This is a genomic window from Vibrio sp. R10-SG-ISO4 (assembly GCF_059834135.1).
This window is the reverse complement of record NZ_JCBDHJ010000023.1, coordinates 35718-60042: the sequence shown is the minus strand read 5'-3', so window position 1 is coordinate 60042 and position 24325 is coordinate 35718. Positions and strand designations below refer to the sequence as shown.

At 50.1% G+C, this 24325-nt stretch carries 16 protein-coding genes; 9 read left to right on the top strand and 7 right to left on the bottom strand.

The window, feature by feature from the left end:
- Positions 1-21: 21 nt before the first annotated feature.
- On the bottom strand, positions 22-936 hold the full coding sequence (rdgC, locus tag AC6R03_RS17045) for a recombination-associated protein RdgC (protein ID WP_500631519.1): 915 nt from the start codon (positions 934-936) through the stop codon (positions 22-24).
- Between the two features lie 232 nt (positions 937-1168).
- Between rdgC and phoB the strand changes: the two genes are divergently transcribed.
- From phoB to AC6R03_RS17030, 3 genes are read left to right on the top strand one after another with little or no spacing between them, the layout of a single operon-like run.
- The gene (phoB, locus tag AC6R03_RS17040; protein WP_334551363.1) at positions 1169-1858 is read left to right on the top strand and encodes a phosphate regulon transcriptional regulator PhoB; all 690 of its coding nucleotides are present in this window, start codon (positions 1169-1171) and stop codon (positions 1856-1858) included.
- Positions 1859-1905: 47 nt separating this feature from the next.
- A complete protein-coding gene (gene phoR, locus AC6R03_RS17035) occupies positions 1906-3204 on the top strand; it encodes a phosphate regulon sensor histidine kinase PhoR (RefSeq protein ID WP_500631518.1) in 1299 nt (432 codons plus the stop codon).
- Positions 3204-4184, top strand: a complete 981-nt coding sequence (locus AC6R03_RS17030; protein ID WP_500631517.1) for a PstS family phosphate ABC transporter substrate-binding protein — start codon at positions 3204-3206, stop codon at positions 4182-4184. The genes phoR and AC6R03_RS17030 overlap by 1 nt, the downstream gene beginning before the upstream one ends.
- An 89-nt stretch (positions 4185-4273) precedes the next feature.
- Here the strand turns inward: AC6R03_RS17030 and ppx are convergent, their stop codons facing one another.
- Both ppx and ppk1 read right to left on the bottom strand, forming a co-directional pair.
- Positions 4274-5773 carry an exopolyphosphatase gene (ppx, locus tag AC6R03_RS17025; RefSeq protein WP_500631516.1) on the bottom strand — a complete coding sequence of 500 codons (1500 nt, stop codon included), beginning with the start codon at positions 5771-5773 and terminating at the stop codon, positions 4274-4276.
- On the bottom strand, positions 5748-7859 hold the full coding sequence (ppk1, locus tag AC6R03_RS17020; protein WP_500627008.1) for a polyphosphate kinase 1: 2112 nt from the start codon (positions 7857-7859) through the stop codon (positions 5748-5750). Before ppk1 ends, ppx begins: the two co-directional genes overlap by 26 nt.
- Positions 7860-8068: 209 nt before the next feature.
- Here ppk1 and AC6R03_RS17015 point away from each other — a divergent pair, with 209 nt between their 5' ends.
- From AC6R03_RS17015 to phoU, 4 genes are read left to right on the top strand one after another with little or no spacing between them, the layout of a single operon-like run.
- Positions 8069-10282 carry an ABC transporter permease subunit gene (locus tag AC6R03_RS17015; protein WP_500631515.1) on the top strand — a complete coding sequence of 738 codons (2214 nt, stop codon included), beginning with the start codon at positions 8069-8071 and terminating at the stop codon, positions 10280-10282.
- A 29-nt stretch (positions 10283-10311) separates the two neighbouring features.
- Entirely contained in the window at positions 10312-11976 is a 1665-nt protein-coding gene (pstA, locus tag AC6R03_RS17010) for a phosphate ABC transporter permease PstA (RefSeq protein ID WP_500631514.1), read from the top strand.
- Between the two features lie 2 nt (positions 11977-11978).
- Complete coding sequence (gene pstB / locus AC6R03_RS17005) at positions 11979-12797, top strand: phosphate ABC transporter ATP-binding protein PstB (RefSeq protein WP_334551352.1); 819 nt, start codon at positions 11979-11981, stop codon at positions 12795-12797.
- A gap of 24 nt (positions 12798-12821) precedes the next feature.
- Positions 12822-13535 (top strand): phosphate signaling complex protein PhoU, encoded by a 714-nt coding sequence (gene phoU, locus AC6R03_RS17000; protein WP_500631513.1) that lies wholly within the window; start codon positions 12822-12824, stop codon positions 13533-13535.
- On the opposite strand, the gene ppk2 is transcribed toward phoU, so the two are convergent.
- The 4 genes from ppk2 to AC6R03_RS16980 all read right to left on the bottom strand — a co-directional run bounded on the left by ppk2 (position 13532) and on the right by AC6R03_RS16980 (position 16683).
- Complete coding sequence (gene ppk2 / locus AC6R03_RS16995) at positions 13532-14314, bottom strand: polyphosphate kinase 2 (protein WP_500629225.1); 783 nt, start codon at positions 14312-14314, stop codon at positions 13532-13534. The two genes, phoU and ppk2, sit on opposite strands and share 4 nt — an antisense overlap.
- Positions 14315-14350: 36 nt before the next feature.
- Positions 14351-15181: a copper homeostasis protein CutC gene (locus AC6R03_RS16990; RefSeq protein ID WP_500631512.1), complete on the bottom strand. Its 831-nt coding sequence runs from the start codon at positions 15179-15181 to the stop codon at positions 14351-14353.
- 202 nt (positions 15182-15383) lie between these two features.
- On the bottom strand, positions 15384-15689 hold the full coding sequence (locus AC6R03_RS16985; RefSeq protein WP_334551342.1) for a YebG family protein: 306 nt from the start codon (positions 15687-15689) through the stop codon (positions 15384-15386).
- Between the two features lie 103 nt (positions 15690-15792).
- On the bottom strand, positions 15793-16683 hold the full coding sequence (locus tag AC6R03_RS16980) for a LysR substrate-binding domain-containing protein (RefSeq protein ID WP_500631511.1): 891 nt from the start codon (positions 16681-16683) through the stop codon (positions 15793-15795).
- 160 nt (positions 16684-16843) lie between these two features.
- Between AC6R03_RS16980 and recC the strand changes: the two genes are divergently transcribed.
- Together recC and recB are read left to right on the top strand one after the other, a co-directional pair.
- On the top strand, positions 16844-20302 hold the full coding sequence (gene recC / locus AC6R03_RS16975) for an exodeoxyribonuclease V subunit gamma (protein WP_500631510.1): 3459 nt from the start codon (positions 16844-16846) through the stop codon (positions 20300-20302).
- A gap of 373 nt (positions 20303-20675) precedes the next feature.
- Positions 20676-24323 carry an exodeoxyribonuclease V subunit beta gene (recB, locus tag AC6R03_RS16970; RefSeq protein ID WP_500631509.1) on the top strand — a complete coding sequence of 1216 codons (3648 nt, stop codon included), beginning with the start codon at positions 20676-20678 and terminating at the stop codon, positions 24321-24323.
- The last annotated feature ends 2 nt before the right edge of the window (positions 24324-24325 follow it).

Below are 24325 nucleotides of genomic sequence, written 5' to 3'. Positions count from 1 at the left end.
AAGAGACTTTGGGGCAGAAGATTACGTGTTCGGGTGCGGTAGTCCGCCAAGCATGCGGTAGAGATCCGGTAAGAAAGTGCTCATTTCGCCGCACATCAGTGAAAAGTCGGCATCAAAGCGCGCCGCTTGATCTTCACGAGGAATATCTTCGTTCTGATCTCTCAGTTCATCTGAAAACTTGAGGCGTTTGATGCTGCCGTCGTCGGCCAAAATAAACTCCAAGCGCTCCTGCCACCACAAGGCGAGTTTGGTGACTTGCTTATCTGCTTCAATGTGGCTACGAATTTCATCACTGGTAAGCTCTTGCTTCTTACAACGGATAATACCGCCTTCTTCCAGTACCGATTTTAGTTCGGCCTCGTCAAGCATTTGTAGGCCTCCTGGGAGATCGCCGCTCTTTACCCATTCTGTCATTGTAAGTTCGAGCGGTTTTTCCGGGATGGCAGGCACGACGGGTAAGCTTCCCATGGTTTTACGCAGTAGAGCTAAGACATCTTCGGCTTTTTTGTAGCTGCTCGCATCCACCAAAATAAAGCCTTCGCTCGGCAAAATCAGCACATAGGTGTGGTTGCTGCGGCTAAAGGCACGCGGTAGCAAATCCATCACGATGTCGTCTTTTAAGGTCTCTTTTTCTTTCTTTTTCAGTGGTCGACCTTCTTGCGCTTCCATGGCATCCACTTTAGCGTTCAGTGACTCTTTGATCACGGAAGCGGGCAACATTTTCTCTTCTTTCTTGGCGCAGATAAGAATGCGGTTTTCGGAAACGTGCGTCATCATGTCGCCGTGTTTCCCCATGGCGGTGACCCAACCGAATTTTTGTTTGTCTTGGCTGCCACATGGCGTAAAACGAAACTCTTGGAGCTGTTTTTCTAATTGGTCTGCATTGAACTCAATATCGCGGTTAAAGCGATAAACCAGACAGTTTTTAAACCACATATGATCTCTCTAGTGCTACAAGTAAGTCGGCAATAATAAGGAATTTCAACCAGATTGTCCTAGCCGAAATGCAAAATATGAAGATGAATCCAGAATAAAAGTTATATGAAAATTTGTTTTCAAAGGTCACAAAAGTGTCATAATTGCTAGTAATAATGCCTATGCATCAAGAGGCGGCAGGCTGCCCGCCCTAATCATTGAGTAAACTCAACGAACATAAGGTTAAATGATTATGTCTAGAAGGATTCTGGTTGTTGAAGACGAGGCACCAATTCGTGAAATGCTGTGTTTTGTTCTTGAACAAAAAGGTTACCAAGCAGTAGAAGCAGAAGATTACGATACTGCAGTAACCAAATTGGCTGAACCCTTCCCAGATCTAGTTCTGCTAGATTGGATGCTCCCTGGCGGCAGCGGTATTAATTTCATCAAACACATGAAGCGTGAAGAGCTGACACGCAACATTCCGGTAGTGATGCTAACAGCGCGTGGTGAAGAAGAAGACAAGGTTCGTGGCCTTGAAGTGGGTGCGGATGATTACATCACCAAGCCATTTTCACCGAAAGAGCTGGTGGCGAGGCTTAAAGCGGTGATTCGCCGCGTGACGCCCACTGCGCTGGAAGATGTTATTGATGTTCAAGGACTCAAATTGGATCCCGTTTCTCACCGTGTTACAGCGAACGATGAGCCTGTCGATATGGGGCCAACGGAATTCAAAATGTTGCACTTCTTTATGACTCACCAAGAGCGTGTCTACAGCCGCGAGCAGTTGCTCAATAACGTCTGGGGAACCAACGTGTACGTGGAAGATCGTACGGTTGACGTTCATATCCGTCGTTTACGCAAAGCACTCGAAGCCGCCGGGCACGATAAGTTGATCCAAACAGTGCGCGGTGCAGGTTATCGCTTCTCCACCAAAGCATAATCACATTAAACGTGTGAGGTCATAAGGAAAGCAAAACGGAGAGGTAAGTGGTAGAACGGTTAACTTGGAAAAAGCTGGCCTGGGAGCTGGCTTTTTTTTACACCCCTTGGGTACTCATTGGTTGGGTATTTGGCTATCTGCCGTGGCTGTTGTTAGCCGCGACGGCGATTCAGTTGCTGTGGCATCTGCACAATCAAATACGTTTATCTGCTTGGCTGTGGGACGAAAAGCGCCTGACGCCACCGTCGGGGTCTGGTAACTGGGAGTCGCTATTTAATGGCATTTACCGCTTGCAGCAGCGTCAGCGAAAAAAGCGCAAAGAGCTGACCAATCTTATCCGCCGTTTCCGCAACGGCGCTGAATCCTTACCCGATGCGGTCGTGGTGTTTCGCAGTGAGGGCAACATTGTCTGGTGCAACAAACTCGCCCAGCATCTGCTTGGATTTCGTTGGCCAGACGATTCGGGCCAGCCGATATCGAATCTAATTCGTACCCCTGATTTCATCAAATATCTCAATAAGCAAGATTTCTCTGTCCCTCTGGAAATGCGTTCACCGTTGAACGTCGAGCGAATGCTCGAGCTACGTATTGTGCCTTATACCGAAGGGGAGCACTTGATGGTGGTGCGTGACGTTACTCAGCTCAAGCAGCTTGAGGGGATGCGCCGCAACTTCTTCGCCAACGTGTCTCATGAACTTCGTACGCCGATGACCGTGCTGCAAGGGTATCTGGAAATGACGGAAGACCCAGACATGGTGGTCGGCCCGATGTGGAGTAAAGCACACGGCGTAATGACCGAGCAGCTAAACCGCATGAACAGTTTGGTCAATCAGTTGTTGACTCTCTCTAAGATCGAAGCGGCGCCCATGCATGAACTTGAAGATGTCGTGAACGTCCCCGTGATGCTTGATGTGCTTGAGAAAGAAGCGGCGAGTCTCAGTGGCGAGCAAAACCATCAGCTCCACTTTGATGTTGATGACACGTTACGAGTGCTTGGTGATGAAGATCAACTGCGCAGCGCTATTTCTAATCTGGTCTACAATGCCGTGAAATACACCCCAGCTGGTGCGACGGTCAATGTGCGTTGGTATGAAACGACACAAGGGGCGAGGCTTGAAGTGGAAGACAGCGGTGACGGGATCGAGAAACAGCATATTCACCGTTTAACCGAGCGTTTTTACCGAGTGGATAAGGCACGCTCGCGTGATACCGGCGGAAGTGGACTCGGTCTTGCCATCGTTAAACATGCGTTAACTCACCACGATTCGCATCTTGAAATTGAGTCGCAAGTCGGTGTGGGCAGTAAGTTCTCCTTCTTGTTGCCAAAACGTTTGGTGGTGAAGTAATGGGGCGCCAAAAAGCGTGGCCAATCATCATTACGATTGGCGTGGCGGTATTGGGGCTATTGACTGGCCCTGCTCGAGCGACAGGATTGCAAGAGTATCAAAAAGTACGCGGCGTTAGCGGAAGCCTGAGCAGTGTTGGCTCTGATACGCTTGCCGGTATGACCACCTTATGGATGGAAGAGTTTACGCTGATTTACCCCAGTATTAACGGTCAAGTCCAGGCGTCTGGCTCTTCCACCGCTCCCCCAGCATTAACTGAGCGAACGGCGCAATTTGGCCCGATGAGCCGCGAAATGCGCAACCGTGAAATTGAGGCCTTTGAGCGCGAGCACGGTTACAAACCCACAGAGTTACGCGTCGCCATCGACGCGATTGGCGTCTTTGTCCACCGCGACAATCCGATAGAAGGGCTTAATTTTTCTCAGCTTGATCGTATTTTTTCCGCAACCTTACGCTGTGGCGGTACGGAGAGTATCGAGTTTTGGACTCAACTAGGGCTTGACTACCAATGGGCAAAGCGTGCGATTCAAATGTTTGGTCGTAACTCGGTCTCCGGTACGTACGGCTATTTTAAAAACAACGCCTTATGTGGCGGTGACTTTAAAAATAACGTTAATGAGCAGCCGGGCTCGGCATCGGTTGTTCAATCGGTATCCTCGGCGATCAATACGATTGGCTACTCTGGCGTGGGCTATCAAGTCTCAGGTGTGAAGCTGCTGCCGATTGCCAAAGAGGGGGAAGATTACATTGCGCCGAGTTATCAAAATATTTTGACTGGTCGCTATCCTTTGTCGCGCTACCTGTATGTGTACGTCAACAAGCATCCTGACAAACCGCTGCCTCCTATCGAGCGAGAGTTCATTCGCTTTATTTACTCCAAACAGGGGCAAGCTTTGGTGAGCAAAGATGGTTATGTCCCTCTATCGCCTGAAATCGCGCAGCAGGAACTAGAAAAAGTCGGCCTTTCTCTACGTAATTAAAATGACGAAGACGTTGTCATCATAAGGTTAAACAAACGCCGCGTTCACTTGTAACGCGGCGTTTTTTCGTTTGATGATAGAGGCTGAGTCTAAAAGGTCAGTTCCCAGCCCACATTGTTCCAGTATTCTTGCTCGCAAAGCAGATCGGCATGGAGCAGTTTGTTGTGTTCCAACCACTGGGCTTCATCACAGTTCAAGGTCCAACTGTCGCCATCGACTTTCAGTGTCAGGGCTGGCAGAGGGTCATCGTTACGCTGACCGTTGAGCAAGATGGCGAGGCGCAGAATACGAATTAAACTGATGACGTGCTTTTTCTTAAACAGCGAAAACTCTTCCATTTCATTGAGCTTTAACGCTTTGCGCTGAAAGCGCGCTAACATGGCGAGAATGGTTTGCTGCTCTCGGTTAAAGCCGGGCATGTAGGTATGCTTGAGAATGTAAGCCGAATGGCGGTGGAAGGCTTGTAAGCTGATGCTAAGCCCTACTTCATGCAATAACGCGCTCCATTCGAGCAAATCAAACAGCTCAGAGTGTTTGTTAATGCCAAGCGCTTGGTGGGTTTGATCCAAAAACTCGCGGGCATGGCCTTTGACTTTGGCCGCATGCTCTAGATCGACCAGGTGTTTACTGGCAAGGTTTTCCGTGGTGCGCATGCGGATGTCGGAGCGCTTAAAGCGCGATTCCATTTCGTAGAGTAAGCCTTCTCGCAGTGCGCCCTCTGAAAAGTGCATTTCGTTGATTTTGAAATCTTTGAAAATGGCGGCAAGGATCGCCACACCCGCCGCAAACACAGGCTGACGTTCCGGTGTGAGGCCGGTGAGGTTGATGTCATCAATCGTCTCCCACTCACAAAGCCTATCGATGACCTTATCGAGTCGTTTGCTGTCGATAATACCATCTTCAAAGCCCATTCCGACCAGTACATCACGAATGGCCTTAATGGTCCCTGAGGAGCCAAACGCGACTTCCCAACCTTTTTTGCGATATTGATGGGCAATGGACTCCAACTTTTGCTCCGCCGCTAAGGTCGCTTTGGCAAAGTTCTTCTTCGACAGTTTGTTGTTTTTGAAATAGTGCTTGGTAAAGCTGACGCACCCCATCTGTTTACTGTTAACTAAATGCGGTTCGAAGCCTTGCCCTATGATCATTTCGGTACTGCCACCGCCAATGTCTACCACCAATTTGGAGTCAGACGCCGGTTGCGTGTGGGCAACCCCCAGATAAATTAGGCGTGCTTCTTCAATGCCGGGGATGATCTCGATGGGAAAGGGCAGCACGTCACGGGCTCGCTGCAAAAAGATATGCGCGTTGTTGGCTTGACGTAGGGTGTGCGTTGCGGCGATACGCACATTGCTCTCCTCAAACCCTTGCAGTCGCTCAGCGAAGATGGTCAAACATTCTAAGCCACGTTCAATGGCGGCGTTGTCTAAATTTTTTTGTGCATCTAACCCAGCTGCGAGACGGACTCGCTGCTTGTGTCGACTTACCAGTTGCAAGTCTTGGTCTACAACTTTTGCGACCACCATGTGGAAGCTGTTTGAGCCAAGGTCAATCGCGGCAACATCACGAATTTCCGGTGTTTGGGTCATGAGTGATTGAAAGCTCTTTCTGTTTCTTTGTCTGTTTTTCTACATTCTTAAGATAGTCGTAAATGGCAATCTGTGAGCGAATTTTCTTTCGGTTTCCGCGTGGCACATAGGTATTGCTCATCTCTTTGTCTATCCACCTCGCCTTTACTGTATCGGTAAAGTGGATGTTGATGATATCGATAATGCGCTGTTTAAGACGTTCGTCACGCACTGGAGCACCGACTTCGATCCGATAGTCGATATTCCGTGTCATCCAATCTGCCGACGAGATATACACTTTGGGGTCACCATCATTGTGCGTGATAAGAACACGCGGGTGTTCTAAGAATCGGTCGACAATGCTGATGATTTTGATGTTGTCGCTTACGCCATCAATACCCGGTACCAAGGAGCACATGCCACGAATGATCATCTTTATCTCTACGCCAGCGCTGCTCGCTCCGTAGAGCTTATTTGCCAGTCCGCGATCGACTAGGTTATTGACTTTAAGAGTAATGGCGGCCTTTTTACCCTCTTTCGCATTGGCAATTTCTGCGTCGATGAGGCGATAGAGCTGCTTGCGAGAGTTTTGTGGTGAGACAATTAGGTGATTGAAGCGCACCGGACGATACGGGTTCTCAATGTAGCCAAACACATTACGCACTTCGTTGGTGAGCTCAGGGTCTGCGGTGAGAAGCGAGAAATCGGTGTAGATACGGGCGGTTTTTTCATGGAAGTTGCCGGTGCCGATGTGCGCATAGCGGACGATGTCGTCATCTTCGCGGCGTGTAATCAAGAGCAATTTAGAGTGGATTTTTAATCCGGGCGCGCCAAAAATGACATGCACGCCGGCTTCGGTCAGAATCCGCGACCACTCAATGTTGGCTTCTTCATCAAATCGAGCCTGAAGCTCTACAATCACTGTGACACTTTTGCCATTGTGCACCGCGTCAATAATGGAGTTCATCAGGCGTGAATCTTTGGCAACGCGATAAATATTGATTTTGATGCTCAGTACTTTCGGGTCGAACGATGCCTGTCTCACCATTTCGCTGATGTGCTCAAAGGTGTGATAGGGGTAATAGAGCAAGATATCTTGCGCTTTGATGGCATCAAAGGCGTTGGCATACCCGTCGAAATCGGCGCATTTCATCGGCGGTAATGGTTTGTTTTCGAGGTAGTCACGGCCCACATTGGGAAAACCAATAAAGTCTTTAAAGTTGTGGTAGCGGCCACCTGGGATCAAACTGTCGTAGTTGGAGATTTTCAGCTTATCGCACAGAAAACTCAGCATTTCGGTCGGCATGTCACGTTCATAGACAAAGCGAACCGGCATCGCGGTTAAGCGCTGACTGACCCCTTCAGACATTTGCTCAAGAAGGCTGTGCTCGACTTCGTGACTGAGGTCGTATTCGGCGTCACGCGTCATTTTCATCGCGTAGCCGTTTAGCTCGTCATACTCAAAAAAGCCACTGAAGAGTTCATCCAAACAGTATCGGATGATGTTATCGAGAAGAATGATGGTTTTGCGCCGTTTGCCTTTTTGTTCTGGCACCATGACAAAGCGAGGCAAGTGGTCGGTGGGGATCTCTATCAAGGCATATTGATTGTGTTCGCCTTTGCGTAAGTCGACAGCGATGTAGGCGTATTCATCTTTTAGGAATTGCAGCACATCGATGTCGTCACGCATCAAAAGCGGGGTGATATGCGGAACCACTTCATTGCGAAAATATTTTTTTATCCACTTTTGTTGTGCGTCACTGAGCTGAGTTTCGTTGACTAAAAAAATCCGCCGACGCGCCATTTCGCGGATCAGCTCAGAGTAGAGCTCATCAAATTTATCATTCAGTTTGAGCGCTTTGCTCTGCATTTTACTCAGCAGGTGTTTGGGGTTGTCACTGCCTCCACGCTCTTGATTGATTAAAATTCGACGTTTGACATCGGAAAATCGAACTTTATAAAACTCGTCCAAGTTGTTGGAAAATATGCCTAAAAATCGAATTCTTTCGATGAGTGGCACTTCTTTATCTGCCGCTTCTTGGAGTACGCGTTCATTAAACGACAGCCAACTTAGCTCTTTTTCGATATACAGTTTTTCAGCACTCATAACCCAACCTTTGCAACGTGCCTTCTCTAAGGGGCGCTATAGAGTAAGGACTTAATAAGACCAAACTGGTAGCCAAGCTAAGATCTTTATATGACATTTTTATTGCAGGTTTTTATTACACTACTTTCAGTTGCTTAATGTGAGCTGTAATATAATTGTCACCTAATGGAAATATTATACACTTGGGTTAATTTAGGTAAGTGGGACAGATGGTTAAAGGCGATTTTTCGTTACGAGAACGTGACAGAAAACGACTTATTAAAGATAGAATCGTAAAACTGGCTGTCTCTGCGGGGGGCGTCGGCGTGCTTGCGGCGCTGGTGCTGATCTTTGTTTATCTGGCCATGATGGTCTTGCCTCTGTTTTCTGACGCCAAGATCACGCCCAATTTGGCGACTAAAACGATAGATGAGCAGTCTATCGTTGCGCTGGGCGTCGATGACTATGGTCACTCCGCTTATACCTTATCTTCTCTTGGTACACTCAAGTTTTGGGCGCTCAATGATGAGCGCCGCTCCGCGATTTATCACTATGACTTAGGGGCGCAGCACACCTTGTTTGCCTCTGGTCTTGGTGTAAACCCTTGGCATGCGATGGCGACGCCATCAGGGCAAGTGACGCTCTTTCGCCCTGAATTAAGCAGCAGGTTGGCAAACGGTGAGCGAGTACTCACACCGAGTGTCGATGTGGTTACGCCGCCGCTGGATTTGCTCATGGGTGAATCAGTCACTGACGCTCAGTTGCGCGCATTTGCTTTTGCAGACCGCGATGCCTTCACGCACGATACTTTCACTTTGGTCGGTTACTATGACGACAATCGCATCCGTGTCCGTTGGTTAGATTCCAATGAGGAACGCCAAGAATTTGAGTTTCCACAGCCTTTTATCGATTTAGATCAGCTTTTGCTCACCCCCAATGGTGACACGCTATATTTGCGCAGCGCATCTGAGCTGGTCATTGCCACCAAACAGCGTCAGGGGTTCTTGGTTCGTGAAGTGGTCGATTTAAGTGCAGGCGACGTCAAACATGCGGTGAGTGAGGTGCAGCTGTTAGCGGGCGCTTACTCTTTGTTGGTCAGCCACCAAGACGGCAAAGTGTCGCAGTGGTTTGATGTGCTCAAAGAGGGTGAGCGCCACTTGGTGCCGATTCGAGAGTTTCAACTCGCGCCGCAGTTACAGCTGCTGCTGCCTGATACCTATCGCAAAGGGTTCTACAGTTTTTATACCAATGGCACGGTTCAAAGCCACTACACCACCAGTGAAAAGTTGGTGCTGTTTAACCGAGCCTTTGATAAAGCGCCCACCTTAGCGGCGATGTCCAACAATGAACAATATTTGTTGACCCAAAGTGGCGACCAGTTGTCTGTCTCGCATCTCGATAATCCATACCCTGAAATCTCATTGTCTTCTCTGTGGCAAAAAGTGTGGTATGAAGGCTACCCAGAGCCAGAGTTTGTTTGGCAAACCACCTCGGCCAATGATGAGTTTGAAGCCAAATTCAGCTTGGTGCCGATCGCGTTTGGCACCATCAAAGCGGCATTGTTCGCCATGATGTTCGCGGTACCGATAGCGGTATTGGGCGCCATTTATACCGCTTATTTTATGACGCCAGCGATGCGCCGAGTCGTCAAGCCCTCTATCGAGCTGATGGAGGCGCTACCGACGGTCATCATCGGCTTTCTGGCGGGCTTGTGGTTTGCACCGATTGTTGAGAATTATCTCGCGTCTGTGGTGGTGCTGTTGATTGCTTTGCCGCTGTCTACCGTAGTGGCCGGGGCGCTGTGGCAAAGTCTACCCAAAATATGGAAGCGTCACTTTGCCAATGGCTGGCATGCGGTGATTCTTATGCCGGTGATCATCTTGCTGACGGTGGTGGTGCTTTCTCACACTAGCGGTTTAGAAGAGTGGTTGTTTGACGGCGATGTGCGTGCGTATTTGGCGCAGCACGGGATTGGTTTTGATCAGCGCAATGCTTTAGTGGTCGGGTTTGCGATGGGGTTTGCGGTGATCCCCACTATTTTTACCATTGCAGAAGACGCCATCTTCTCGGTACCGAAACACTTATCGGATGGGTCATTGGCCTTGGGTGCGACGCAGTGGCAAACCTTAGTACACGTGGTGTTGCTTACCGCCAGTCCGGGTATTTTTTCGGCCGTCATGATGGGGCTTGGCCGCGCCGTTGGTGAGACGATGATCGTGCTGATGGCCACCGGTAACACCCCGATCCTTGATTGGAACATATTGGAAGGAATGCGCACATTATCCGCGACGATCGCGGTTGAGATGCCGGAGTCGGAAGTGGGCAGTTCCCACTACCGATTGCTATTCCTAGCCGCGTTAATTTTGCTGATGTTTACTTTTGCAGTGAACTCGATAGCGGAGTGGGTGCGTCAGAGGTTAAGAGAGAAGTATCGTGCGTTGTAAGCGAGTCAAAACCGCTCAGGCGGTGAGCCATGATTAGTATAAAACCAGGTTATCAATGGCTGAAATCCGGCTCTCCTTGGATTTGGCTCACCGGCGGTGCGGTCAGCGTGAGCTTACTCTCGGTACTGGGCTTATTGCTGCTGATTGGTTGGAAAGGTCTCTCGTTTTTCTGGCCCTCTCCACTCTATCAATGGCAGACCTCTCAAGGTGAGGTGCTGGTGGGGCAACTCTACGCCACTGAATCGGTGCCCATTAATCATTTACAAGAGATGGCTATTGAATTGTCAGATGAGGTGGAAGAGCGAGGGTTGGTTGAGCGCTTGAGTATTAAAGTCGCCAACCGCGATCTCTATTCTGCCGATTTTGTGTCTGTACTTGAAACTGAGGTGTTAGATCGCACGACCCCTTCCGGGTGGGCGGTGATTGAGCGCACGCGCGGCGGTGATTTTTTTGGTCGACCCATCGCTTATCGACAAGCCGATGGCGAGATGAGCCAAAATGTGGATGTGGCGATTGGTCGTGGACTGGCGTTCGCGGAAGAGGTGCGGGGCAACATAGAGAATCTAGTCGAGAAGCAGATCAAAGTGCTCAGTGCGCAGGCAGATAAGCTACGCTTGGAGTATCGAAAGCGAGAACTCAACGGAAATTTGGACGATGCCTTTTTGCTGCGTTATCAGCTGCAATCCCAAGGTTTTAGCCAGCAGTTGATGGCGATGGAAGCGAGGCTTGATGATTGGCGTGATGAGCTTGATCTTCAAGGACTGGTCGTGGTGGATATGCAGGGTACACAGGTGACGATTCCACTGCGTGAGATGTTAGATGTGTGGTATCCCAATGATATGTCTCTGCTCGAAAAACTTGGCCAGTGGTCGGTGCAAGCTTGGAAGTTTCTGACCGATGATCCCAGAGAGTCCAACTCGGAAGGGGGCGTATTTCCGGCTATGTTTGGTACCGTGTTGCTGGTGATCATCATGTCGATTATTGTTATGCCACTGGGCGTGATTGCGGCAGTCTACTTACATGAGTATGCGCACAACAACGCGTTTACTCGAGTGATTCGTGTGGCGGTGATCAACTTGGCTGGGGTGCCTTCGATCGTTTATGGTGTCTTTGGGTTAGGCTTTTTCGTCTACACCTTAGGTGGCTCGATTGATGCACTCTTCTATTCTGAAAAACTGCCCAGCCCGACGTTTGGAACGCCAGGGCTACTTTGGTCAGCGCTCACCTTGGCAGTATTGACCTTGCCTGTGGTCATCGTGGCCACTGAAGAGGGCTTAAGCCGCATCCCGAACTCGGTGCGTCACGGCTCTTTGGCATTAGGCGCGACGCAGTTTGAGACCATGTGGCGCATTGTTCTTCCGATGGCAAGCCCTGCGATTATTACCGGATTGATTCTTGCTGTTGCTCGCGCCGCGGGAGAAGTGGCGCCGCTGATGTTGGTCGGAGCGGTGAAGTTGGCCTCCAGTTTGCCCGTTGACAGCCAGTTTCCCTTTTTGCACCTTGAGCGTAAGTTTATGCATTTGGGCTTTCATATCTACGATGTCGGTTTTCAGACCACCAATATCGAAAGCGCGCGTCCCTTAGTGTACGCCACCTCTTTTTTATTGGTCACGGTCATCATCGGGCTCAACTTAACCGCCATCAGTATTCGCAATAATTTACGCGAAAAATATCGAACCTTTGGACAAGATTAAGCATGTTTTCAGTGAACCAAACCTTAGGCTACCGAGCGCCGCTAGATGTGCGTAACCTAAGCGATGAACAAACGGCGATCGAGATTGATGGCCTCAACTTGTTTTATCGTCACAAGCAAGCGCTGAGTGATATTTCAATGCGCATTCCTAAAGGTCAGGTGACGGCGTTCATCGGTCCATCGGGGTGTGGAAAGTCGACCTTGCTGCGCTGCATTAATCGTATGAACGACTTGGTCGAAGGCTGCCGCGTCGAAGGCAAAGTGAAACTGCATAAAAAAAACGTCTACCATCCGGGTGTCGATGTTGCGACGTTGCGCCGCCGAGTTGGAATGGTGTTTCAGCGTCCTAACCCTTTTCCCAAATCCATTTATGAAAACGTGGTGTATGGCTTGCGTCTGCAAGGCGTCAAAAACAGCCGAATTCTTGATGATGCGGTTGAACGTTCGCTTCGCGCCGCAGCATTATGGGACGAAGTGAAAGATCGCTTGCACGAAAATGCGTTTGGATTATCGGGTGGTCAGCAGCAGCGTTTGGTGATTGCGCGCGCGATTGCCATAGAGCCAGAGGTCCTTTTGCTCGATGAACCGACATCGGCACTTGATCCTATCTCCACTTTGACCATAGAGGAGCTGATCAATGACCTCAAAACCAAATATACTGTGGTAATTGTCACGCACAACATGCAGCAGGCGGCGCGGGTTAGCGATCACACCGCATTTATTCATATGGGGAAACTGATTGAGTACTCCGATACCGACTCAATCTTTACCTCACCGATGAAAAAGCAAACCGAAGATTACATCACCGGACGTTACGGATAATCAAAGAGGAGTCACACACAGTTTATGAATTTTGGTCGTCATATTTCAGGTCAGTTTAATGTCGAACTAGAGTCGATTCGTACCCACGTACTTACCATGGGAGGCTTAGTTGAGCAGCAGCTCTCTTTTGCTATGCAAGCGCTGCATAAAGAGGACATCGAATTGGCGCGAAAAGTAGTACGTGACGATCACAAAGTGAACGCGATGGAGGTGTCGATTGATGAGGCGTGTACTCGGATTATCGCCAAGCGTCAGCCGACCGCAAAAGATCTTCGCCTGATTATGGCCATCATCAAAACCATTACCGATCTGGAGCGTATTGGCGACGTTGCCACCAAGATGGCTTACGTTGCGATTGAAAGCCCATCCTCCAAAGAGCGCCAATTTCAAGTTTCCCTCGAGCCTTTGTGTCGCCAAGCGATTGCCATGCTTCATCAAGTGTTGGACGCCTTTGCTCGCATGGATGTCGATGCCGCCGCAGAAGTGTATAAGCTCGATGATAAGTTAGATGCGGAGTACGAAGCCGTGATTCGTCAGTTGATGACTTACATGATGGAAGACCCGAAAAACATCCCCAACATCCTCCAAGTGATGTGGTCTGCCCGGGCAATTGAACGTGTGGGTGACCGCTGCCAAAACATTTGCGAATACATCATTTACTTTGTCAAAGGCAAAGATGTTCGCCACTTGGGCGAACAAAGCATTGATGATGCGTTGAATTCTGGACCTAAGCGTTAATACTTCTCTGGGACAAACGTCTGGTCGTCCATCGGCTTACGAATATAGCCTTCTTTGTTGATGTCCGGTAAGACGATCTCTGGATAAGAGATTTCTTGATAGTCAATTTGGCTTAAGAGATGGCTGATGCAATTGAGGCGCGCGCGTTTTTTATCATCTGAAGGGACGACCCACCACGGCGATTGTTTGGTGTCTGTGTAAGCAAACATCTTATCCTTCGCTTCTGAATATTCCGCCCAGCGGTTGCGGGACTCAAGATCCATGGGCGAGAATTTCCAACGTTTGATGGGGGTATTGATACGACCAAGAAAGCGCTTTTCTTGTTCTTCGTCTGAGACGGAAAACCAGTACTTTATCAAGATGATGCCTGAGCGCTGCAACATGCGCTCGAATTCCGGACAAGAGTGGAGAAACTCTTCGTATTGCGCTTCGCTACAAAAGCCCATCACTTTTTCAACACCAGCGCGGTTATACCAACTGCGGTCAAACAGTACTATTTCGCCAGCGCTGGGTAAATGCGCGACATAGCGCTGAAAATACCACTGCGTTTTCTCTTTTTCTGTTGGGGCAGGGAGCGCTGTGACACGACACACGCGCGGATTGAGTTTTTCGGTGATGCGCTTAATCACGCCCCCTTTCCCAGCCGCGTCTCTGCCTTCAAAGATCACCACGACTTTCAAACCTTCTTGCTTTACCCACTCTTGCAACTTGACCAGTTCAATCTGCAAGCGTTCCAGTTCACTTTCGTAAAAGGCTTTATCAAGTTTGTTCTTCGCCATGGTGCATCCTTTTAAGCTTTTATTATTATCAATATGTTAGCACTTATTCGGGACAATAGTGTTTGAATGGGCACATTTTACCGCTTTGACCACTTGGGCAATCGCATCTGGATCCGTGACTGGGATCTGATAGTCATCAATCTCGCCCATCGCCGCTTGAGAGTGTGAGCGCATTAAGCTTGGGCGCAGGGTTTTTCCTGATAGGTGCAGCTCGGTCACGCCGGTCTGGTTGATGAGCTCGTGCGCGTTGCTGGCATTCACTCCCGCTCCCGCCATAATCACAATGCGCTCGCGCGCTTGGGTCACTAACTGTTTTAGCACCGAAACACCTTCAGGGGCTGTCAACGCAAGGCCAGAGGTTAAGACTCGCTCACAGCCTAACGAGATGATGGTTTCCAAGGCTTCACCGGGTTCTTGGCATTGATCAAACGCGCGATGGAAGGTCACACCCAACTGATGGGCGTGCGCGCGTTCGACGAGTTGTGAGGTCATGTGGGTGTCCACTTTCCCATCGGCAGTCAGAGCGCCAATTACGACGCCTTGTAGGCCACTTTGCGCGGCGGTGTCGATGTCGTGCAACATGCACTCTAAATCCTGTTCGCTGAAAATAAAGTCGCCTTGGCGAGGACGAATCATGGCGTAAATAGGGATGCCTTTTGCGTTTGAATCTAAGTCTCTCTGGATACTTTCTTTCTGGGCAATATCTCTCAGGGCACGGTAACGGCCCGCCAGGCGCATCAATCCGGCACTGGGGGTGAGGCCGCCAAGCGCTAACGCGCTGCACAACTCAATTCGTGTCGCACCGCCCTTGAGGGCGTGATGAAGAGATTCAATGTGATCGATACAGACTTCAATGTGTGTGGTCATAGGCTCTGTTACCAAAGGGATTTACTTTATTGTAGCGAGAGAACGTGTTGGGTATTAGGGTAAAGTGCTGCAAGGATACTTTCCTTGTTTATGGGGGCCTTGTTTCTGGGGATGCCCTGTTGGTGAGCATGGTATTTATGAGGATGTATAAAAAACAAAGCCCCTGCAATCGCAGAGGCTTGGTAACGATAAAGAGAGGGCATTACGCCGCGTCGTCTTGTTCTTCTGGGGTGTTTTCCGTGTCTACGGCCACCACTTTTTTCTTCTTCGGAGTGGGCTTGCGCTTTGCCCCTAATGCATAGAGCACTTCTTCTTTATTTTGCGCTAGGAACATCGCCAAATCTTCTTGCTTGGCTTCATCTTCCATCAGTTCACTTTTACCTAGAAGCTCGAAAAGCTCGTCCGCCATATCGAGCATTTTGTCATAGGCGTCCGCTTCCGCTTTAGAGGTAAAAGTCATTTTCTCTTCTCCGTTGCGTTCTACCACGTACTTGACGATTACAGCCATGGTTGGTCCTCTAACTTAAATTGATAGGTTTTATTACTGGCTGTTTATACAGGTTTAAGTCACTTAAGTCTAGGTGTGCGTGTTCGCTATGAGAGACAGATGCTTAATTTTTCCACTGCTGACAAAAAGCAATAAAGGATTTGAGTAGCGGGCTTTGATACTTTTCTTTGTGCACCAATAACCAAAAGCGGCGTGTCATATCGAGGGGCAGCGGCAACTCAATCACTCGGCCATCATTGATCGCTGGTTGTGCCGATAAGCGCGATAGGCAGCCCAAACCTAAGTCAGCGGCGACACTGTTGATCAGGGCTTCGGTGGTATTGAGTTCAAATGATTCCTGCCATCGCTCTAATCGCGGCGCGATAACGCGCAGAAAGAACTCGCGAGAGCCAGAGCCCGCCTCGCGCAGCACCCAGCGGCTGTGTTCCAGCTCATCCATTGCTACTCGTTCGTGACGTGCGAGCGGTGATGAGGGCGAACAAATAACGCACATCTCGTCGCGACTAAATGGGGTAGAGTTTAGAGCCGGATGAAGCGTTTTACCCTCAATCAAGGCGATATCCAGTTCATAGTCGACCAGCTTTTCACAGATCAAAGCGGAGTTGGAGATCAATAAGCTTTGCTGCTCATGGCCCGTTGCGTCACGAAAGGAGCGCAGGAGAAACGGTGCTACTTGATTGCCGATGGTATCGCTAGCACCAATTCGCAGCTCGCCGTTTAACCCTTGAGTATCATCAAACAGATGTTCAATATCTCTGGCTCGTTCTAACAGTTCATCGGCCATCGGCAGTAGTTTGATGCCCTCTTGATTGATCAGCAGACGGTTATTCACACGATCAAACAACGAGTGTCCGAGCTGTTTCTCAAGCTCTGACAAGGTCATGCTAACCGCCGCTTTGGAGAGATACAGCGCGTCAGCAGCGTGGGTGAGAGTGTCATGCCGAGTGACAGCAAGGAACACCTTCAGTTGTTTCAGTGTGAGGTTTACAGCCATAATATTGATTCGATAAATAGAAGCGATAATGGCTATCATTGGCGAAATTAGACTATCGTGCAAGTCGAATGAAACCCGACTTCGTCAGCTTGTAAACGTCACTATATTCACTTACTTATGCTAATCTCACCCTATCGTCCTCTTATCGTGTGAGCGCCTTGTGTTTACTGTCTATCATTCCAATCAAGTCGATGTGTTGAAATCTTTGTTGGTGGAGCTCATTCGCCATCAGCCGCTTGAGAACCCGTTTGAAGCCGAGCAGATTTTGGTTCAGAGCCCCGGCATGTCTCAATGGCTGAAAATGGAACTGGCGAAAGCGTTCGGCGTGGCTGCAAACATAGAGTTTCCTCTTCCCGCGACCTTTATCTGGAACTTGTTTACCCAGGTCTTGCCCGATGTGCCGACTCGCAGTGCGTTTAATAAAGAGGCGATGACATGGAAGTTGATGCAAGTGTTGCCATCTCAGCTAGAAAGGGACGAATTTGAACCGTTACGCCGTTACTTGGCTGACGATCAAGACAGCAGTAAATGCTATCAATTGGCAGAAAAAATTGCCGACATCTTTGATGGGTATCTGGTTTATCGACCTGAGTGGATCGCCAGTTGGGAGGCGGGGCAAGGTGTCGCTGAAATACACGATGAACACCCTTGGCAACCCATCCTTTGGCAAGCGCTCTACGATCAGACTCTGGCGCTAGGGCAATCGCCTTACCATCGTGCCAACCTCTATCAAGAATTTATCGAAGCGCTTGAACATCGAACGGGTGGTTTTGACCATCTGCCTAAACGCTTGTTTGTGTTTGGTATCACTTCTTTACCGCCTCGCTATATGGATGCGCTTAAAGCCATTGGTGAGCACATTGATGTCCACCTCATGTTCACCAACCCGTGTCGCTACTATTGGGGGGAGGTCCGTGACCGTAAATTCTTAGCAAAATTGGCGGCGAAGCGGCGCAAACATCTGGTGTGGCAAGAGGATCACTCAGAGTGGCAAGGCGAGAGCGAACCGCTCAAAGGTAGCCTTGAAGAGAATATAATGGATGAGCTGCACACCGATGTGGTGGGGAACAGCTTGCTGGCCTCAATGGGCAAGTTGGGGCGCGACAATATGTATCTGCTCTCTCAATTGGAATCCCATGAGATTGAAGCCTTTGTGGATATCGAGCGAGACTCATTACTGCACGAACTGCAGGCCGATATCCTCAATCTTGAAGAGCATCAAGATGATACGTTGCTCGACACGAGCCACCATAAACGTCGCGTTTCGCTGCAAGACCGCTCACTGACCTTACATGCTTGTCATAGCCCAATGCGAGAAGTGGAAGTGTTGCACGATCAATTGTTGGCAATGTTTGAAGCGGACCCGTCGCTCAAACCGCGTGATGTGATTGTGATGGTGGCGGACATCAATGCCTACAGTCCGGCCATTCAAGCGGTGTTTGGCAATGCGCCGGGTGAACGATTCATCCCTTTTTCTATCTCGGATCGCAGTGCCAACCAAGAAAGCCCGATCTTGAACGCTTTCTTATTATTGACCATGCTGCCGCAATCGCGCTGTTTGGCCTCGGAGCTGCTTGAGCTGCTGGAAACACCAGCGATCTTGGCGCGATTTGGTCTCGACGATAACGAGTTTATTCGCGCTAAACAGTGGGTAGAGCAATCGGGGATTCGCTGGGGACTCGACGGCCACACCGCGCAAGAATTTGATTTGCCTAAAACCGGCCAAAATACATGGCAATTTGGTATCAACCGCATGTTGCTGGGCTATGCAATGCCTTCATCGGCAGGGCTGCTGAACACCGAACAAGGTGAACTGGCGCCGTTCAACGAAGTTCAAGGCCTTGGTGCCGAACTGGCGGGCAAACTGGCTCACTATATTGAAACCGTTGCTCACTATCGCGCTAAGTTAGCGCAGAGCCAGGGGGTGGATCAGTGGCGCGAAGTGCTGACTCAACTGTTGGATGATTTCTTTTTGGTGGATTTGGATGGTGAAGCGGCGCTCAAATCCATTCGTGATACGTTGGCGATGCTCAAAGAGCAGCTGAATGATGCCGCGTTCAGTGCGCCGCTCTCTGCTGCGATTGTGACGCAATATTTGCGTGACAAGCTCTCTGGTACGCGGGTTAGTCAGCGCTTTCTTGCCGGCCAAGTCAATTTCTGTACCCTCATGCCGATGCGCTCCATCCCATTTAAGACTGTGTGTCTATTGGGAATGAATGAAGGCGTTTACCCAAGGTCTGTGCCGCCGGAAGGGTTTGATTTGATGAATGGTCGCGCCAAGCATGGCGACCGTTCGCGCCGTGATGATGACCGCTACCTTTTCTTAGAGGCGCTGTTATCGGCGCAGGATACGCTCTACATCAGTTATGTCGGGCGCTCCATTCAAGACAACACGCCGCGCATGCCATCGGTGTTGGTCTCTGAGTTAATGGAATATTGTCATCAAAACTACTGTTTGGAAGGCGATTCAGGTTTAGGCTGTGATGAGTCCGGCTCGCGCCTTGTTCACCACTTGAGCACGTCTCATCCTATGGTGCCGTTCAGCGCTGAGGCGTTTATTGGCGAGCGGGCAAGTTACGCTCAAGAGTGGTTACCTGCCGCCTTGCGCCAGGGGCAAAAGAGTGGTGATTTTCAGCGTCAGTTGAGTGACTACCTACTCGGCGCGCACTTTCCACTCGAGTTGGATTTAGTCGAGCTGCAACGCTTTTGGCGCCTGCCTGTTCAGTACTTTTTCAACCGCCGCTTGAAGGTGACGTTTGAGCCTCCGCAACCTGTGATGAACGATGAAGAGCCCTTTGTGCTGGGCGGACTGGAAAGCTATCAGTTGCGCGATGAGCTGCTTACGACACTGCTGACCGCTCACACATTAGCTGATCGCGATCCTAGTCGCTTGATGGCGCAATGTGTGGCGAAGCATCGCGCCGAAGGGCGTTTGCCTATTGGCGCTTTTGGTGACATTGAGTTTGAAACCAACCGAGTGCAAAGTGAAGAGTTAGCGAAAACCTTGCACGGATTGTGTCAAGCGCCTTGTGAGGATCATGAAGTCACTCTCACGTTGGATGTGCTTGGCGATGGCAAACCCGTACAGCTGGTCGGCTGGTTGACTCAAGTGTACCAATCTGGGCTAGTGCGTTTTCGTACTGGGCGGATTCGATCTCAAGACTATCTCTCCGCTTGGCTTGATCATTTGGCTATGGCCGCCAGTGGTCGTGCGCTGCGCACTCACCTGATCGGCTATGACAAAAAAGAAGGGGCGCAGCATCTGGTCTACCCTGCACTAGAGTCTCGTGAGCAAGCGTACGCACTACTCAATGAGCTGGTGGGTCTTTACTACCAAGGCATGAGTGAGCCTTTACCTTATTTCCCCCGTACCGCTTTAGCGGCGATAGAAGCGGGCTTTAGTCGCGGAAAGTGGGTGGACGATGAAGACAAATCGCTGAAAAAAATGGCCGATACGTTCAATGATGGCTACATGTCGAGTGGCGAAGGCAACGACAGTTACATTCGTCGTATTTGGCCGCAATGGGATGAGGAACTGGCCGCTCGAGTGCGTACATTGGCTGCTCGCGTCATTCAAGCACCTCGTCTCGCTGCACAAGATGCTGCCGATGTGTCGTAGAGGGGCAGTGAAAATGAAAAGTAAAAATAGCAGAAGGTAAAGTGGCCGCCAGAAAATCATTATAGTGTAGGGCGTTCGCTGTACGGCCACAGGTCAGAGGGACCATGATTTGTTGGGTTGATGGGCAGACACACTGCCTCAACTCGTGCTGCGAATACTAACGACTCACTCTATAGGCTGCTGTGAGTAAGATCGCAGAACTCCCCGTATTTTTATGGGGTTAACAGATAAAATAGCGTTTTATTAACCGGATCACATTGAGTATTAGCACTAATATTGTCGAGCTGAATCGTGATAGGTGAAACATCCATGAATTCATACAATGTGCCATTGAGCCAATGTGTGAACTCGTACAGTTAAAGGGCAGAATTTTATGACCGCATCGTCTCGTTCCACTCTTTCTAGTGGTGGTGATATCACACCGACCGCACTCGATACGATGACTTTTCCATTGCATGGTGCTCGGCTGATTGAAGCCTCAGCTGGAACAGGAAAAACCTTTACCATTGCAGGGCTTTATTTGCGCTTGTTGCTCGGGCATGGCGACGAGCAGACTCGGCACGCGCATCCGCTCACTGTGGATCAGATTTTGGTGGTGACCTTTACTGAGGCTGCCACGGCGGAGCTGCGCGATAGGATCAGGGCGCGTATTCATGACGCGCGCCTTGCTTTTGCTCGTGGTCAAAGCAGCGACCCAGTGATCGAGCCTTTGCTTGAAGCGGTGACGGATCACGCCCAAGCTGCGCAAATATTGCTGCAAGCGGAAAGGCAGATGGATGAAGCCGCCGTCTACACGATTCATGGTTTCTGCCAGCGGATGCTGACGCAAAATGCGTTTGAGTCAGGCAGTCGATTTAGCAATGAATTTGTCACTGATGAAAGCCATCTAAAAGCGCAAGTGGTCGCAGATTATTGGCGGCGTAATTTCTATCCATTACCCCCCCAACTGGCAGGTGAAATTCGCCGAATTTGGCGGGCGCCGAATGAGCTGTTAGCCGCGATTTCGAACTATTTGACTGGTGCACCTTTGGCGTTAAGCGTGCCTGCAATGCGGGGCAGCTTAGCGGATTTGCATGAGCGTAATCTGGCTCAAATTGATGAACTCAAGGCACTTTGGCGAGCGCATCAAGACGAGGTGCAGGCGATCATCAACGAGTCAGACGTCAATAAGCGCAGTTACAGTAAAAAATCGCTACCGACCTGGATAGAGAGTGTTTCTGCCTGGGCTGCCCAGGCGACGACAAACTATGAGATACCCACGGCGCTGGAGAAGTTTGCGCAAAACGCACTGCTTGAAAAAACACCGAAAGGCCAAGCGCCTGAGCACCCGTTATTTGCACGTATTGAAGCCCACCTCGCTCACCCGGTGGATCTCAAAGCGCCGATGTTGGCTCATGCGATAGAGCATTGCCGCACAATGCTGGCAGCGGCCAAAGCTCAGAAGCAGTGGCTCTCGTTTGATGACTTGTTGACTCAGCTTTCTGCGGCGATCGACCTTGATGATACTGAGCTACTGCGTGAGCGGATTCGCACTCTCTATCCCGTTGCAATGATCGACGAATTCCAAGATACCGACCCGCTGCAATACAGTATTTTCAGTCGTATTTACCTTGATCGCCCTGAGTGCGGTCTGTTTATGATTGGCGACCCGAAACAGGCGATTTACGCGTTTCGTGGCGCGGATATTTTTACCTACATTAAAGCGCGCCAACAGGTGACGTCGCATTTCACTTTAGGCACGAACTGGCGCTCAAGCGCCGATATGGTGGCAGCGGTCAATCAAGTGTTTTCAGTGCCGAAAAGCCCGTTTATCTACGATCAAGATATTCCTTTTTATCCCGTCAACGCCTCTCCGGGTTCTGAGCGCAAAGGTTGGACTTTAAGCGGCACACGACAACCAGCGTTGACGTATTGGTTACAAGAAGCTGAAGAGAAACCGCTGGCCAAAGGTGAGTACCTTGAGGCGATGGCGAGTGCGACGGCCAACCAGATCCAGACAATTCTTCAGGCTGCGGCTAATAATGAGGCCATGTTGGTAGGCGCGAAAGGCGAGCAGGCGATTGAGGCCGGTGATATTGCTGTGTTGGTGCGCACTGGGAATGAAGGTCGGATGATCAAACAAGCGCTGGCCGATCAAGGCATTGCCAGTGTCTATCTCTCCAACCGAGACAGTGTGTTCAGTTCTGTTGTTGCCGCCGATGTGCAGCGTCTATTGCAAGCGGTGCTGACGCCCGAGTACGACAGAGCGTTAAGAGCGTGCTTAGCCAGCGAACTGTTTGCCCTTGATGCGGCCACACTCGATAGCTTGAACAACGATGAAAACGAGTGGGAAAACGCGATCAATGAGTTTAAAGGTTACCGCCAACTTTGGCAGCAACGCGGTGTATTGCCGATGTTGCGCAGCGTGATCAGCAAGCGTCATATTGCAGAGCGCCTGCTAGAAGAGCAAAACGGTGAGCGAACCTTGACGGATCTGATGCACATGGGTGAGTTATTGCAACAGATGAGTGGTGAACTCGACAGCGATCATGGCTTGTTGCGTTGGTTAGCGCAATCCATCAGCGATGCGGAGCAAGGGCTTAGTGGCAGTGATGAGCAAATTCAGCGCTTGGAATCGGAGCGTAATCTGGTGCAGATCGTCACCATCCACAAATCGAAAGGGTTAGAGTACGACTTAGTCTTTCTGCCGTTTGCATTGAGCTATCGTGAAGCGAGCGAGGCGAAGTATTACGATGCCGAGCAAGATGTGACCATGCTTGATATTACTGGGCAAAGCGCGGCTTTGGCGCTTGCGGATAACGAACGTCTTGCAGAAGATCTGCGTCTGATTTACGTGGCATTGACGCGTGCGGTATATGGCTGTTTTGTCGGCGCCGCACCACTGCGTAATGGTCGCTCGACCAAAGAGCCGACGGGCGTACACAAAAGTGCGATGGGTTATTTACTGCAAGATGGCCAAGAGGGGGGCATCTCAGATTTGACTAAGGCGCTTTGCCGGCAAAGTGAGGCGTTGGCTTGTGTTGCTGTGGCGGACCTGCCAAATTCGCACGCTCAGCCGCTGATGATTCCTCCACCAGAGATGCCGCCACTTGGCGCCAAAGCATTTACCACACCACTGGACCGCTATTGGCGCATCACCAGTTATTCCGGTCTCGTTAAACAATCGTCTAGTCATGCGGCGCAAGGGTTTGAGGATGTACTGCGCCTTGATGTGGACTCGGCGCAGGATCACGACGAAGCGTCACTCACTGAACCAGAAAAGTCGATTTTCACTTTTCCCCGCGGCGCAAGGCCGGGCACTTTCTTACATACGTTATTTGAAGACGTTGAATTTACCGAGTCTGCCCATAGCGATCACAATCGCGCCATCATCGAATCGCTATTGCAAGCGGAGCAGTTGGATGAGAGCTGGCTTCCTGTATTGCAATCGTTGGTCGATACCGTGCTAGCGACGCCCTTAGATGGTGATGCACTGCGACTGAATGAAAAAGGGCCATCTCAGCGTTTGGTGGAGATGGAGTTTTTACTGCCCATTACCGTTTTAGACGCGCCATCCCTGAATCGAGTGATCACGCGTCACGATACCCTGTCCGCGCGCGCCGGTGAGCTCGGGTTCCAAACAGTGCGCGGCATGTTAAAAGGGTTCATCGATTTGGTGTTTGAGCACCAAGGTCGCTACTACGTACTGGATTGGAAGTCAAACCACCTTGGCAGTGATGTCAGCGATTACCATGGTGAGGCGCTTAACCAAGCGATGGCCGATCATCGCTATGATCTCCAGTATCAGATTTATGCTTTAGCCCTACACCGTTTCTTGCGCAGCCGCTTGGTGAATTATGACTATCAACGCCATTTTGGCGGTGTCTATTATCTCTTTTTACGCGGTATGGATGGCCAGAGTGAACACGGCATTTTTTCGGCCAAACCGAGCTTAGCCATGTTGGAGGATTTAGATCGATTGATAGAGGGTAAGCCGATTGAAACCAAATTTAACCCAGCGGGCCAAGGGGAGTTGATCTAGAC

What these genes read in the sequence shown, in the direction of transcription:
- AC6R03_RS16980 (WP_500631511.1), bottom strand. Translation starts at nt 16,683, where the DNA reads ATGGCTGTAAACCTCACACTGAAACAACTGAAGGTGTTCCTTGCTGTC.
- pstA (WP_500631514.1), top strand. Translation starts at nt 10,312, where the DNA reads ATGATTAGTATAAAACCAGGTTATCAATGGCTGAAATCCGGCTCTCCT.
- pstB (WP_334551352.1), top strand. Translation starts at nt 11,979, where the DNA reads ATGTTTTCAGTGAACCAAACCTTAGGCTACCGAGCGCCGCTAGATGTG.
- phoU (WP_500631513.1), top strand. Translation starts at nt 12,822, where the DNA reads ATGAATTTTGGTCGTCATATTTCAGGTCAGTTTAATGTCGAACTAGAG.
- ppk2 (WP_500629225.1), bottom strand. Translation starts at nt 14,314, where the DNA reads ATGGCGAAGAACAAACTTGATAAAGCCTTTTACGAAAGTGAACTGGAA.
- ppx (WP_500631516.1), bottom strand. Translation starts at nt 5,773, where the DNA reads ATGACCCAAACACCGGAAATTCGTGATGTTGCCGCGATTGACCTTGGC.
- rdgC (WP_500631519.1), bottom strand. Translation starts at nt 936, where the DNA reads ATGTGGTTTAAAAACTGTCTGGTTTATCGCTTTAACCGCGATATTGAG.
- AC6R03_RS17030 (WP_500631517.1), top strand. Translation starts at nt 3,204, where the DNA reads ATGGGGCGCCAAAAAGCGTGGCCAATCATCATTACGATTGGCGTGGCG.
- recB (WP_500631509.1), top strand. Translation starts at nt 20,676, where the DNA reads ATGACCGCATCGTCTCGTTCCACTCTTTCTAGTGGTGGTGATATCACA.
- phoB (WP_334551363.1), top strand. Translation starts at nt 1,169, where the DNA reads ATGTCTAGAAGGATTCTGGTTGTTGAAGACGAGGCACCAATTCGTGAA.
- AC6R03_RS16990 (WP_500631512.1), bottom strand. Translation starts at nt 15,181, where the DNA reads ATGACCACACACATTGAAGTCTGTATCGATCACATTGAATCTCTTCAT.
- ppk1 (WP_500627008.1), bottom strand. Translation starts at nt 7,859, where the DNA reads ATGAGTGCTGAAAAACTGTATATCGAAAAAGAGCTAAGTTGGCTGTCG.
- AC6R03_RS16985 (WP_334551342.1), bottom strand. Translation starts at nt 15,689, where the DNA reads ATGGCTGTAATCGTCAAGTACGTGGTAGAACGCAACGGAGAAGAGAAA.
- AC6R03_RS17015 (WP_500631515.1), top strand. Translation starts at nt 8,069, where the DNA reads ATGGTTAAAGGCGATTTTTCGTTACGAGAACGTGACAGAAAACGACTT.